This is a genomic window from Nocardiopsis moroccensis, assembly GCF_055763695.1.
Genome location: NZ_CP199747.1, coordinates 420,594 through 433,956, shown reverse-complemented (window position 1 = coordinate 433,956; position 13,363 = coordinate 420,594). Strand labels below are relative to the sequence as shown.

The following is a 13,363-nucleotide window of genomic DNA, read 5'->3' as shown; positions in this document are numbered from 1 at the left end:
AGTTTCTCCTGCCACCCTGGAAACGTCCCACCCCAGACACCGGCAGGAGAAACGTGAGCCAGACCCCGTCCTTCGACCCTCGCGCCTACAACGCCCAGCCCTACCCCGGCGGCGACCCCTACGGGGACTTCCGCAGGACCGAGCTGGACTTCTCCGGTCTCGTCGACCTCGCCGACCGCCGCCTGGGCGCCGGCGTCGTGGCCGCCAACGACGAGTTCTTCGCCGAGCGCGAGAACCTGCTCCGGACCGAACCCGCGGTGTTCGACCCGCACCACTTCGGGCACAAGGGCAAGGTCATGGACGGCTGGGAGACCCGGCGCCGCCGGGGCGTGAGCGCCGAGCAGCCGCACCCCACCGCCGAGGACCACGACTGGGCCCTGGTCCGGCTCGCCCTGCCCGGCGTCATCCGAGGCCTGGTCGTGGACACCGCGCACTTCCGCGGTAACCACCCCACCGAGATCGGCGTCGAGGCCGCGCACGTGGCGGGCACCCCCACCACCGAGGAGCTCCTCGACGCCGAGTGGACCGAGATCGTCCCGCGCACCCCGGTGTACGGCCACGCGGAGAACGGCTTCAAGGTCGACCTCCGGCAGCGCTGGACCCACCTGCGCCTCAAGCAGTTCCCCGACGGCGGCATCGCCCGCCTGCGTGTGTACGGCGAGCCCGTCGCCGACCCGGACTGGCTGGCCGCGCTCGGCAGCTTCGACGTCGCCGCCCTGGTCAACGGCGGCACGGTCGAGGACGCCTCGGACCGCTTCTACTCCTCCCCCGAGAACATCATCCAGCCGGGCCGCTCCCACAAGATGGACGACGGCTGGGAGAACCGCCGCCGCCGTGACTCCGGCAACGACTGGGTGCGCTTCCGGCTCACCGCCCAGGCCTCGGTGCGCGCCATCGAACTGGACACCGCCTACCTCAAGGGCAACTCCGCGGGCTGGGTGACCGTCCTGGGCCGGGACGCGCACTCGGACTCCCCGGAGGAATGGTTCGAGATCGTGGGCCGCACCGGACTCCAGCCGGACAGCGCCCACCGCTTCGTCCTGGACGCCCCGGTCACCGTGACCCACGTGCGCACCGACGTCTTCCCCGACGGCGGCATCGCCCGCCTGAACGTGTACGGCTCCCTCACCGAGACCGGAACCGCCGAGCTGCGGAGCCGTTGGGCGGACGCCCGCGGCTGATCCGCGCGGCCGCCGGCCGGCCCCCGTGCGGCTGACCGGCGCCCCGGCGGACGGGGCGCACAGACCGGGGCGGGCACGCGTCAGTGTGCCCGCCCCTCCACGTGTCCCCACCCCGGTGCCCCGGGACCACGGCACCACGACCAGGCGCAGGGCGTGGGTCCCCGACCTGCCCGGTCAAGGTGACCGCTCCTCACCCCGATCCCGTGACGCTTCTATGTCAAGTGGCGGGCTGAAGAGAGACAACAGCCCGCTCTCTCACCACTTGATCAGCGACCATCGCCCGATACACCACATCCATCAAATGCCGCTTCAACGCCCGATACGCACCCTTGGTGCCCTTGGCCTCCTGCCGGGAACGCACGAACTCCCGGGCCGGCCCATGGAACCGGGCCTGCACCACAGCGATCGAGTGCAGCGCCCGGTTCACCTGCCGGTTCCCACCCCGATGCAACCGGTGCCGCTGGCGCCCCGAGGAGAACACCGGGATCGGCGCGCACCCCGCCCACCGGGCCATCCTCGCCGAGGTCTTGAACCGCGACACGTCCCCTACCTGCGAAAGCAACACCGCAGCCCAGACCACACCCACACCACGAATCCCCAACAGGTTCGGCGCCAACGGCTCCACCAACTCCTTGAGCCGCCGCTCCACCCCAGCGATACGCACCAACAGCGTGTGCACCTCACCCAGCTGCTCGGCCAGCGCCCATCGCACCACCTCACCCAGCTCGGCCCCCTCCACCAGCGCACGCACCCGTCCCACCTTGGCCCGGGTGGCCAACGCACCCTTGCCCAGGTTGTGGTCCAGTTCCCGGTGCAGCATCGCCAGCACCCGGTTGGTCAGGGCCACCCGCCGCCGCACCAGGTCCTGGCGCAGATCCACCAGCACACGCACCTGCCGCACCAGCGGATCGAGACGGTGGCGGGCCAGATCAGGGTCGGCCATCGCCGCGCGGGCCACCGCCACCGCGTCGATCACGTCGGACTTGGCGCCCACCGCCCCGCTCAGGCGGCGGTGGGCGGCCATCGCGCGCGCCGGCACCCACACCACTTCCTGGCCCGCCCCCAACAAGGCGTCAGCGATGGCCCGGCCCAGCCCGGGGCCGCCCTCGATCGCCCACAACACCGGGGCATCGCCCGCCAGAGGGCGGATCCAGGCCAGGAGCTCGCCCAGGGCCTGCGGGCCCGCGGTGACCTTCTTGGCAGTGCCCAGCCGGGTGCCGTCATCGGCCAGCGCGAGGGCCTGGTGCATGTTCTTGTGCGGATCGATGCCCACTGTCACCATGGTGGTGTCCTGTCTTTCCTTTGTTCAGGAACGGGACGACTACCAGGGCCCTGGCCCGGGGGACAGATCTACTGTGAGTTATCGGCTGCACAGGCTTCTATGAGGTCACTCCCGCGGCCAGGGTCTTGGCCTGCGGGTGCTGGTGGACAGGTCACGACAAGGTCCACGTGGGACAGATCTTGCTGGAGTCACCCCAGCCCCGCTGTCGGGCGGCTCCCGTCGAAACCCTCCCGACACACACCAGGATGAACCAGTAGATCTTGCTACCAGGGGCAACTTCGGCGCCCATTTCGCTTCTGGTAGCAAGATCACGGCGCAAAGGGGCCCGGGCACACCAAGGGCGTCCCGCCGTCGGCGGGACGCCCGGAAACGGACCTCACCGAACCCTAGGTCCGGGTGATCATCCGCCCCTCGACGCTGTCCGGGCCGACCTCCCGGCCGCGCAGGAGCGTGCGCCGCACCCGGCCCCGCAACTCGGCGCCGTCGTAGGCGCTCAACGGGTTGCGGTGCGCCAGGGCACCGGCCTGCACCCGGACGGTCTCCTCCGGGGCGAACACGGCCAGGTCGGCGTCCAGGCCCGGGGCGATCGACCCCTTGCCCCGGACCCCGGCGACCCGGGCGGGCTCGGCGGACATCCACCGCACGACCTCGGCCAGCCCGACCCCGCGCCCGCGCGCCTCGGTCCACATGGCCGACAGCCCCACCTGCAGGCCGGACACCCCGCCCCACGCGGTACCGAAGTCACCGGTGTCCAGATCCTTGAGGTCGGGGGTGCTGGGCGAGTGGTCACTGACCACACAGTCGATCAGGCCGTCGCGCAGCGCCCGCCACAACAGGTCGCGGTTGGCCGCGCCCCGGATCGGCGGGCAGCACTTGTAGCTGGTGTCCCCCGCCGGGATCTCCTCCGCCGCCAGGGTGAGGTAGTGCGGGCAGCTCTCCACCGTGAGCGGCACGCCCTCCGCCCTGGCCTGCGCGATGAGCGGCAGGGCCGAGGCGCTGGACAGGTGCAGGATGTGCGCCCGCACACCGGTGCGGCGGGCGGTGTCGATCACCAGGGAGATCGCCGCGTGCTCGGCGGCGTCGGGGCGGGAGGCGAGGAAGTCCGCGTACTCGCGCCCGGCGGCCGGGGGCGCCGCCGCCAGAACGCCGGGGTCCTCGGCGTGCACGATCAGCCTGCCACCGAAGGCCTGGATGGCCGTGGCGGCCGTGTGCAGCTGCTCCGGGGACAGGTGCCCGAACTCGTCCACGCCCGAGGGCGACAGGAAGGACTTGAAGCCGAACACCCCCTCGTCCCACAGCTCGGCCAGAGTCCCGGTGGTGTCGGGGCCGCTGTTCTCCGGGACGGCTCCGCCCCAGAAGCCCACGTCCACCGCGAGCTTGCCCTCGGCCGCCGCACGCTTGGCCCTGAGGCCGTCGAGGGTGGTGGTGGGCGGGACACTGTTCAGCGGCATGTCCACGAGGGTGGTCACCCCGCCCAGGGCGGCGGCCCGGGTCGCGCTGGCGAAACCCTCCCACTCGGTGCGGCCGGGCTCGTTGACGTGTACGTGACTGTCCACGAGTCCGGGCAGCAGTACCTCGTCCTCGGCCAGGCGCAGCTCACGCCCGGCCGTCAGCGGGGCGTCGTCCCCGGACAGGACCTCGGTGATGCGTCCGTCGTCCACCGCCACGCTGACCGGGCGCTCACCCTCGGGGGTGAGCGCCCGACGGGCGCGTACGACAAGTGCGTGCTCGGTCAACTCACTGCTCCTGTCCGACACGGCGGGTGGCCAGGCCGACGATGGTACCGGCGTCGACCCCGCAGGCCCCGACCACCTCGGACTCCTCCAGAGCACCGCAGCGCAGGCCGCTGGCCAGCACCGAGGCCAGGGCCTGGGCGGTGGCGGGCTCGTCCATGACGTTCCCCGAGACGTCGCCGAGGTAGGCCTTCAGGCGCGCGGCGGCGGGGGCGAAGGCCTCCCGGTAGAAGGCGTAGGTGGCCAGGTAGCGGATGGGGAGCTGGTTCGGGTGCAGGTCCCAGCCCTGGTAGAAACCGCGCTCCAGGGAACGTCGGACCAGGCCCGCGTGCAGGCCCCACGCGGAGCGCACGTCCTCGGGGGCTCCGGTCGGCAGGATGTTGCTGCCGCCGTCCGAGAGCCACACGCCGGTACCGGCCGCGGCCACCTGCATGACCGACTTGGCGTGGTCGGCGACCGGGTGGGCCAGGCTCTGGTGGGCGGCGGTGATCCCGCAGGCGGCGCTGTAGTCGTAGGTGCCGTAGTGCAGGGCGGTGACCCGGCCCCGGCCCGCCTGGATCATCCGGGAGACCGCGACCGTGCCGTCGGTGAGCAGGATCGACTGGGGGGTCTCGATCTGGAGCTCGAACCGGAGGCGTCCGGCGGGCAGACCGAAGCGCTCCTCCAACCGCTCGGTGATCCAGACCATCGCCTCGACCTGCTCCACCGAGGTGATCTTGGGCAGGGTGAGCACGAGGTTGTCGGGCAGCGAGCCGTGCCCCTCCAGCAGGGTCTGGAGGAAGAGCGTCAGGGTGCGCACACCGCGGTGGCGCCCGGCGGCCTCCATGCCCTTCATCCGGATGCCGAAGTAGGGGGTGGCCGTCCCCTGCTTCAGGTCCGCGACGAAGGCGTTCGCCGTCGCGAGCACGTCGGCGTCCTCGGCCTCGTCCCCGGGCGCGCCGTAACCGTCCTCGAAGTCGGCCCGCAGGTCCTCGACGGGTTCGCGGGTGAGCTTGGCCCGGACCAACGGGAGCGCGTCCGCGACGGCGGCCTCGCTCAGCCCGGTGGCCCCGGCCAGGTCCGATGCCTCGGGCGCGTACTCGTCGAGGGCGGTGAGAGCCTGCGCGCCCCAGTCCGCGGCGAGGCCGGGTCGGATCCGGTCGGCGGGCACGTAGACACTGTGCACCGGCTGGCGGCCACCGGTCGCCCCGGGGTACTCGCGGTCCAGTCGGGCGTCCGCCTCCGCGAGCCGGGCGTCGAGTTCGGTGACCAGATCGGTCAAGCCCTGAAGGCTGTCCCTCGCCACGTGTGGTGTCCTCCTCCGTCATCGGTGCCGACCTCTGAGAGGCCGGTCACTAATTTCTATATGCGGATACTAACTTCTGCGATTCGGAAGAACAAGGGCGCCAGGAGCTTCGTGATCCGGATCCGGAACCCGCAATACACAACGGAGAGCGAAAGACAGCTTTCGTATTGCAGAATGATGAGCGTGACCGCAGCGGCCCTCAGCATGGGAGCACGACCCTTGTCAGCCTCACAGACCCCCCACACGGACCAGCCCCGACCGCCCGAGGAGGCGGCCCGGCGCACCGGTGGTGTGCAGTCCCTCGACCGAGCCTTCTCCCTGTTGGAGATCATGGCCGAGGCGGGCGGCGAGACCTCCCTGAGCCAACTCGCCGACTCCTCCGGGCTGCCCCTGCCCACCATCCACCGCATCATCCGCACCCTGGTCGGCAACGGCTACGTGCGCCAACTCCCCTCCAGGCGCTACGCCCTGGGGCCGCGCCTGATCGGCCTCGGCGACAAGGCCGCGCAGATGCTCGGCACCTGGGCCCGCCCCCACCTGGCACAACTCGTGGAGGACCTCGGCGAGACCGCCAACCTCGCGATGCTCGACGGGGACAAGGTCATCTACGTGGCCCAGGTCCCCTCCCCGCACGCCATGCGCATGTTCACCGAGGTCGGCCGCCGCGTACTGCCGCACTCGGCGGGCGTCGGCAAGGCCCTGCTGTCCCAGCTCAGCGACGAGGAAGCGCTCGCGACCGTGCGCCGCACCGGCATGCCCGCGGCGACGGAGCGCACCATCACCGACCCCGACGCCTTCCTCGCCGAACTCCGGCGCATCCGGGAGGCCGGCTACGCCATCGACGACGGCGAGCAGGAGATCGGCGTGCGCTGCGTGGCCGTCCCCGTCAAGGACGCCCCCTCGGGCATGGCCGTGTCGGTGTCGGGCCCGGAGGCCCGGGTGAGCTGGGACTTCGTCGACCAGGCCGCCCCCATCGTGCGCAGGTGCGCCCATGTCCTGGCCACCGACCTCAACAACCAGAACTGACACGCGAGGAGGGGCTGTGGCCACATGCGGCCACAGCCCCTCCGACCCCTCCGGCGCGCTACGTCTGCTGGTCGAAACCGAGCTTGCGGAGCTGCTTGGGGTCACGCTGCCAGTCCTTGGCCACCCGCACCCGCAGGTCCAGGAAGACCCGCCGGCCCAGCAGGCCCTCGATCTGCTTGCGGGCCCGGGACCCCACGTCGCGCAGACGCGACCCCTTGGAGCCAATCACGATCGCCTTCTGGCTGGGGCGCTCCACGTACAACGACGCGTAGATGTCCACCAGCTCCTTGCCCGGCCTGGTGTTCTCCCGCTCGTTCATCTCGTCCACGACCACCGCGATGGAGTGCGGTAGCTCGTCCCGAACCCCCTCCAGCGCGGCCTCCCGGACCAGCTCGGCAACGAGCATCTCGTCCGGTTCGTCGGTGAGGTCGCCGTCCGGGTACAGCGGCGGCCCCTCCGGCAGGTGCGAGCAGAGCACCTCGGTGACGGTGTCCAGCTGGTAGTCGCCGCGCGCGGAGACCGGGACGATGTCCGCCCAGTCGCCCAGCGCGTCCACGGCCATCAGGTGCTCCCCCACTGCCGCCCTGTCCACCAGGTCGGTCTTGGTCACCAACGCGACCACGGGCGTGTTGGTCTGCTCCGCGAGCTCCTTGGCGATGTAGGTGTCACCGCGCCCGATCGGCTCGTTGGCGGGCAGACAGAACGCGATCACGTCCACCTCGACCAACGTGGAGCGCACCAGCGAGTCCAGCCGCTCCCCCAGGAGCGTGCGGGGTTTGTGCAGACCGGGCGTGTCCACGATGATCAGCTGCGCGTCCGGACGGTGCACGATCCCGCGCACCGTCCGACGCGTGGTCTGGGGCCGGTTGCTGGTGATCGCCACCTTCTGCCCGACCAGAGCGTTCATCAGGGTGGACTTGCCCACGTTCGGGCGGCCCACGAAGCAGGCGAAGCCGCTCCGGAAACCCTCCGGGTAGGAGGGCAGCTCAAGCGGCACGCGGAGCTTCTCGAGGTCGAGGTCGTTCATTTGTCCTTCTCAGCGCCGGGTGATGCTCGCGGGCACCCCGTCGGGCGCCGCGATCACCACCACCTGGGTCTTCAGATCGTCCGCCACCGCGCGGTCGTCCTCGGTCAGTTCCTTGGCCTCGGTGACGACCACCGCCGCCTCCAGGGCGGAGGCCTCACCCGACACCGCAGCGGCCGCGGCGGCCTGGAGCGCGGTGAGGCGGAGCGAGGGCAGCGACACCGAGGTGGCCACGTACGTGCGCCCGGTCTCGTCGCGCACCGCCGCACCCTCGGCGGTCGCGTTCCTGGCCCGGGAGGCCCGAGCGAGCGTGATGAGTTTGGTGTCCTCCGGGCCGAGCCCCGTCGTGTCCGTCACTGGTCCGTGCTCCTCGTGTGTTCGTCCGAACCCTGGTCCTGTTGGTCGGGCAGGCGCTCCACCAGCGCCGTGGTCATCCGGTTGCGGCGGCTGCTCTTGCCCTCCAGGGTGAGCCTGAGTCCAGCGTATTGGGCCTGGGCTCCTCCGGCTGGGACCCGCCCCAGCACGAACGCCACCAGGCCGCCGACCGTCTCCACGTCGGGCACCTCGACGTCGCGGTCGGGGAAGAGCTCCGCGAGCTCTCCCAGCGGCAGCCGGGCGGTCACCCGCACCCGGTCCTCGTCCAACCACTCCACCGGCGGGATCTCGTGGTCGTACTCGTCGGTGATCTCACCGACGATCTCCTCCACGATGTCCTCCAGGGTGACCAGGCCGGCGGTACCGCCGTACTCGTCGATCGCCACCGCCACGTGGTTGCGCCGGCGCTGCATCTCACGCAACAGCTCGTCGATGGGCTTGGTGTCCGGCACGTAGGCGGCCTTGCGCATCACGTCGCCGGCGGTCAGCGCGACCTCCTCCGCCCCGCCCGCGGCGGCGGCCCAGCGGTCACGCAACCGCTCCACCAGGTCCTTGAGGTAGACGATGCCGACCACGTCGTCCTCGTCCTCACCGGTCACCGGGATACGCGAGTACCCGCTGCCCATGGCGAGCGTGAGGACCGCGTCGGCGTCGGCCTCGCGGCTGGTGAAGACGATGTCGGGCCGCGGCACCATCACCTCGCGCACGGAGGTGTCGTCGAGCTTGAACACCGAGTGGATCATCTCGCGCTCCTCGGAGTCGATGACGTCCCCCTGCTCGGCCAGGTCCACGAGCTGGCGCAGCTCCACCTCGGTACTGAAGGGACCGTCCCGGTCGCCCTTGCCGCGCGGGGTGAGCGCCCGGCCCGCCCCGACCAGGAGCCGGGCGAGCGGGCCCAGCACCACCTGGAGCGGGTACACGACCACCGCGCTGGCCCGGGCCGTGGGAGCCGCGAACTGGCGGCCGAGGATGCGCGGGGTCACGGCGATCAGCACGCACTCCACCACGATCATCGCCACGGCGGTCAGCACCAGGGCGGGCCGGCCCGGCCCCAGGAGCAGGACCATGCCCACGACGGCGGCCAGGACAGCGCAGACCTCGCACACCACGCGCAGGAACAGCAGCATGTTCAGGTGTGCGGTGGGGTCGGCGGCGACCCGGTCCCAGGCGGGCCCCGTCCTGGCGGTGCGCTCGCCCTGAGCAGCTTCCATCCCCAGCGACAGGACGCGGGTGACGGCGACTTCGGCGGCCACCAGGAACCCGGCCACGGCGGTCAGGGCCAGGGCCACCGCGAACGCCAGCACCCACTCGGAGGGCTCAGCGGTCGGCGGTGCCAGGCTCGGCCAGAGCGATGCGCTCATCGGGCGCTCTCGTCCCCTTCGGTCCCGGTCCCGCCGGCGGCCTCCCGCTCACGCCAGGCGGCGAGGATCTCACCCTGGAGACCGAACATCTCCTTGTGTTCCTCGGGCTCGGCGTGGTCGTAGCCCAGCAGGTGCAGGATGCCGTGCGTGCACAGCAGGTCGATCTCGGCCTCGGTGCCGTGGCCGGCGGTGCTGCCCTGGCGCTCGGCCACCTGGGGACAGATGATCACGTCACCGAGCACCCCGGGGTCGCTGGTGCGGCCGGGCCCACCGGGGCGCAGCTCGTCCATCGGGAACGAGAGCACGTCGGTGGGGCCGGGCTCGTCCATCCAGCGCACGTGCAGGTCGGTCATGGGTCCTTCGTCCACCAGCACCACGGACAGTTCGGCCAACGGGTGGACTCGCATGGCGTCGAGCACGTGCCGGGCCAGACGGGAGAGCCGTTCCTCGTCCACGGTGGTGACGCCGGACTCGTTGGCGACGTCGATACTCATCGGTAGCTGCTGCCTCACTTGGATGTCGGTGCGGTGGTCGGCGGTGTTCCCCGCTGGCGCCCGCCCGCGGGCGGGCGCCCTATCGACAGCGGTGGGCCCGCACGAGGCGGGCCCACCGGCCGGTGTCACTTGCGTACTTCCCCTCAGTCTGCCCGCTGTTCGGGGCCCTCGGAGCCTCCGTCGCCGCCCTTCGGGGCCCCACCGCCCTGGCGCCGCCCCCCGCGGGGGGCCGATCGGCCGCGGTCCCCGTCGCCGCGGCGGGCCTCAGCGGCGTCGTAACGGCCATAGGCGTCGACGATCTGCCCCACCAGCTTGTGCCGGACCACGTCCTCGCTGGTCAGTCGACAGAAGGCGATGTCGTCGATATCACGCAGAATGTTCTCGATGGTCCGCAGGCCGCTGGTCTGCCCGCCGGGCAGGTCCACCTGGGTGACGTCACCGGTGACCACGATCTTGGAACCGAACCCGAGCCTGGTCAGGAACATCTTCATCTGCTCCGGCGAGGTGTTCTGCGCCTCGTCCAGGATGATGAAGGAGTCGTTAATGGTCCTACCCCTCATGTACGCCAGGGGCGCGACCTCGATGGTCCCGGCGGCCATCAGCTTGGGGATGGAGTCCGGATCGAGCATGTCGTGCAGGGCGTCGTAGAGCGGGCGCAGGTAGGGGTCGATCTTGTCGTAGAGGGTGCCGGGCAGGAAGCCCAGGCGCTCACCGGCCTCGACCGCGGGGCGGGTGAGGATGATCCGGTTGACCTCCTTGTCCTGGAGCGCCCTGACCGCCTTGGCCATCGCCAGGTAGGTCTTCCCGGTACCCGCCGGCCCGATACCGAAGACCACGGTGCGCTGGTCGATGATGTCGACGTAACGCTTCTGGTTCAGCGTCTTGGGGCGGATGGTCTTGCCCCGGTTGGACAGGATGTTGGTGGTCAGCACGTCGGCGGGGCGCTCTTTGCCCGGGGAGCGCAGCATGTGGACCATGCGCTCGATGGTGTCGGGGGTGACGTGGGCTCCGCTCTTGGCGAACTCGATCAGCTCCTCCACGAGACGGACCACCACGGCCGTCTCCTCGGGGGTCCCACTGATCGTGAACTCGTTGCCGCGGACGTGGATGTCGCTCCTGAAGGACCGCTCCAGCGTCCGGAGGAGCTCGTCCCCCGAGCCCAGCAGGCTGATCATCGTGTGTTCGTCCGGTACCACGACCTTGACCTGGGTGTCCTGGTCCGGGTGCGTGTGAGTTGACTCGACCATGGTGTGGCCTCGCGGCCGCTGTCCCTGCCCTTCGGTCACGGCCCCGGGGTCGGTTCCCGGAGCTTCTCGCGGACGGGCCCTCGCCGGTGTCGTACACGGTCACCACAGGTGTGTGGGACAACCGAAGTGGCCGGTGGGGCCCGTCCTCGAGTCTACCAACGGGGGCCCGACGGGCTCGATCCGTTATTTCGTGCCCGAAGCTCCGACCCCTTTCCGGAGGTGACCGTCCGCGGCGGAGCGGGCGCGACCGCCGGTCCGGGGCACGCACCCCGGGAGGGGGTCCCTATCCGGGGGGCCAGTTCAGTCCGCGCCCACCGAGGACGTGCCCGTGGAGGTGGAACACGGTCTGCCCCGCCCCGGTCCCGGTGTTGAAGACCAGCCGGTAGCCGGACTCCACCACACCCTCGGACCTGGCGACCTCGTGGGCCTCCCGGACCAGGGCGTCCAGCAGTCCGGTGTCGGCTGCCGCCGCGGTCGCCGCGTCAGCGTGGTGCTCGCGCGGGATGACCAGGACGTGGGTGGGCGCCTGGGGGTTGATGTCGCGGAAGGCGACCGTGCGCTCTCCCTCTCGGACGATCTCCGCGGGCACCTCCCCCTTGACGATCTTGCAGAAAAGGCAGTCGGGATCGACCATCGCTCACCTTCCGTCGCACGGGCCGCGACCCTGGCGGCACCGCTTCTCGGGCTTGTCCGGGACCATGATGCCGCAGGTGGACGACGGGTGAGGAGATGAAGCCTCAACCTTTCCGCAACCGTTCTGATCCACGTTCCCTGACGGCCGAGAGTTCCGACACGGTAGGGTTTGCGTCAGTGCGCGCCAGATTTTCGGCGCCGTCCGCCGTGTGGCCGTGTCCGGCGTGTTCGGATCCAAACGCACGTCTAGTTGGAAAAGAAGAGGTATGCCCTTTCGTAAACCCCGCGACAAGGGTGTGCGTCGAACTGATGTGACCACAGAAACCTTGGTGGCTGGTGCCACCACGGCACCGCTCTCGGTCGAGTGGGACGCTGACCACGCGGTGACGGAGCTCTACCGGGAGCACTACCGTCCACTCGTTCGGCTTGCCGCCCTGCTGGTCCGGGACCACGCGACCGCCGAGGAAGTCGTCCAGGACGCCTTTGTGGCCATGCACGGAGCCTGGCGTCGCCTCCGGGACCCGAACAAGGCCCTCTCCTACCTCCGACAGGCGGTGGTGAACAAGGCCAGGTCGGTACTGCGCCACAGGGCGGTCGTGGAGAAGCACGCCCCCAAGGCCCTGCCCGACGCGCCCAGCGCCGAGCACGGGGCCATGAACCTTCTGGAACGCGAGGCCGTCATCGCGGCCCTGCGCAAGCTACCCACCCGTCAGCGAGAGGCAATCGTGCTCCGGTACTACGGTGACCTGTCCGAGGCACAGATCGCGGACGCCATGGGCATCAGCCGAGGCGCGGTCAAAAGCCACACGTCACGCGGCATCTCCGCCCTCCGCTCTGTACTGGAGCAGACGTCATGAGCAGCCCCAACGACCGGAACGAGACGGAGTTCGAGGACCAGCTCCGTCAGATACTCAGAGCCGAGGCCGACGAGGTCGCGCCCTCCGGTGAGGGTCTCCACCTCATCCGTGAACGGACCGAGCGCCAACGGGGCGCGGCCTGGTTCAGGCTGCCGTGGCTCCGTCCCGCGGCGGCGGTGGCGGCGGCCACTCTGATCGCCGCCTCGGTGATCATCGCGAACCCCCAGGTACGCGACCAGGTCCTGGAGATCGTCCCGGCCGGTGCCGACCGTGCGGGGACCCCGCCGGAGCCCAGCCAGGAGGACGCCGCCAGTACGACGCCCCCCACCCCGACGACGGACTCCGCCAGCGGCACCAGCAAGCCGGAGAAGGAGCCCGGCCGGCCCGCCGAGAACTCCCCGAGCCCCGAGGACGAGGCCTCCGCCGAGGAGGAGGGCCAGGAGTCGACTTCCTCCTGCCCGCCTGAGGACGAGGTCACCCCGACCGCCACCGACAGCGAGAGCGGCAACGAGCGGGACGGGGAGCAGCCCGAGGACGCGGACTGCGATCCCACCGAGGAGCCGACCCAGAAACCCAGCGAGACTCCGAAGGAGCCCGACGAGGGCGAGGAGGACCCCGGCAGCGGTGAGGAGGAGCCCGACAGCGGCTCCGGCAGCGGCAACGGCGGGGGATCCAACGACAGCGGTGAGGCGGAGGAGAGCAGCGTCAGCTCCGACTGACCCGCGTCGCCCCGGCGCCGGCCGGCCCTGAACCGGTCCGGCGAGGCGACGCAGAACGACGTCGTAGGGCCCGCGGGAGAGACTCCCGCGGGCCCTACGACGTCATGGTGGGGCTCGTTACCGTTCCTGGAGCGGTGACCGGGACC

At 70.9% G+C, this 13,363-nt stretch carries 13 protein-coding genes; 4 read left to right on the top strand and 9 right to left on the bottom strand.

The genetic code is table 11. The features are described from left to right. The first annotated feature begins 53 nt into the window (after positions 1–53). A complete protein-coding gene (gene alc / locus ACUKCB_RS01745) occupies positions 54–1,181 on the top strand; it encodes an allantoicase (RefSeq protein ID WP_473038698.1) in 1,128 nt (375 codons plus the stop codon). Positions 1,182–1,398: 217 nt separating this feature from the next. On the opposite strand, the gene ACUKCB_RS01740 is transcribed toward alc, so the two are convergent. The 3 genes from ACUKCB_RS01740 to ACUKCB_RS01730 form a co-directional block, all read right to left on the bottom strand. After that, complete coding sequence (locus ACUKCB_RS01740; RefSeq protein WP_473036352.1) at positions 1,399–2,463, bottom strand: IS110 family RNA-guided transposase; 1,065 nt, start codon at positions 2,461–2,463, stop codon at positions 1,399–1,401. Between the two features lie 386 nt (positions 2,464–2,849). Continuing rightward, positions 2,850–4,199 (bottom strand): allantoinase AllB, encoded by a 1,350-nt coding sequence (gene allB / locus ACUKCB_RS01735; RefSeq protein ID WP_473038697.1) that lies wholly within the window; start codon positions 4,197–4,199, stop codon positions 2,850–2,852. Between the two features lies 1 nt (position 4,200). Then, entirely contained in the window at positions 4,201–5,481 is a 1,281-nt protein-coding gene (locus tag ACUKCB_RS01730; protein ID WP_473038696.1) for a DUF6986 family protein, read from the bottom strand. A gap of 291 nt (positions 5,482–5,772) precedes the next feature. On the opposite strand from ACUKCB_RS01730, the gene ACUKCB_RS01725 reads away from it, so the two are divergent. After that, complete coding sequence (locus ACUKCB_RS01725; RefSeq protein WP_473040884.1) at positions 5,773–6,507, top strand: IclR family transcriptional regulator; 735 nt, start codon at positions 5,773–5,775, stop codon at positions 6,505–6,507. 58 nt (positions 6,508–6,565) lie between these two features. Here ACUKCB_RS01725 and era read toward each other — a convergent pair whose 3' ends face one another. From era to ACUKCB_RS01695, 6 genes are all read right to left on the bottom strand, one after another. Further along, positions 6,566–7,534, bottom strand: coding sequence for a GTPase Era (gene era / locus ACUKCB_RS01720; protein ID WP_473038695.1), 969 nt, complete (start codon positions 7,532–7,534; stop codon positions 6,566–6,568). 9 nt (positions 7,535–7,543) lie between these two features. Continuing rightward, positions 7,544–7,888 carry a cytidine deaminase gene (locus ACUKCB_RS01715; RefSeq protein ID WP_191275730.1) on the bottom strand — a complete coding sequence of 115 codons (345 nt, stop codon included), beginning with the start codon at positions 7,886–7,888 and terminating at the stop codon, positions 7,544–7,546. After that, on the bottom strand, positions 7,885–9,267 hold the full coding sequence (locus ACUKCB_RS01710) for a hemolysin family protein (RefSeq protein ID WP_473038694.1): 1,383 nt from the start codon (positions 9,265–9,267) through the stop codon (positions 7,885–7,887). The genes ACUKCB_RS01715 and ACUKCB_RS01710 overlap by 4 nt, the downstream gene beginning before the upstream one ends. Further along, complete coding sequence (gene ybeY, locus ACUKCB_RS01705) at positions 9,264–9,761, bottom strand: rRNA maturation RNase YbeY (protein ID WP_473038693.1); 498 nt, start codon at positions 9,759–9,761, stop codon at positions 9,264–9,266. Before ybeY ends, ACUKCB_RS01710 begins: the two co-directional genes overlap by 4 nt. A gap of 143 nt (positions 9,762–9,904) precedes the next feature. Then, on the bottom strand, positions 9,905–11,008 hold the full coding sequence (locus ACUKCB_RS01700) for a PhoH family protein (protein WP_473038692.1): 1,104 nt from the start codon (positions 11,006–11,008) through the stop codon (positions 9,905–9,907). Positions 11,009–11,291: 283 nt separating this feature from the next. Further along, a complete protein-coding gene (locus ACUKCB_RS01695) occupies positions 11,292–11,642 on the bottom strand; it encodes a histidine triad nucleotide-binding protein (protein WP_473038691.1) in 351 nt (116 codons plus the stop codon). Between the two features lie 325 nt (positions 11,643–11,967). Here ACUKCB_RS01695 and ACUKCB_RS01690 point away from each other — a divergent pair, with 325 nt between their 5' ends. Together ACUKCB_RS01690 and ACUKCB_RS01685 are read left to right on the top strand one after the other, a co-directional pair. After that, on the top strand, positions 11,968–12,498 hold the full coding sequence (locus ACUKCB_RS01690) for a SigE family RNA polymerase sigma factor (RefSeq protein WP_191275931.1): 531 nt from the start codon (positions 11,968–11,970) through the stop codon (positions 12,496–12,498). Next, complete coding sequence (locus tag ACUKCB_RS01685) at positions 12,495–13,217, top strand: hypothetical protein (protein WP_473038690.1); 723 nt, start codon at positions 12,495–12,497, stop codon at positions 13,215–13,217. The genes ACUKCB_RS01690 and ACUKCB_RS01685 overlap by 4 nt, the downstream gene beginning before the upstream one ends. The last annotated feature ends 146 nt before the right edge of the window (positions 13,218–13,363 follow it).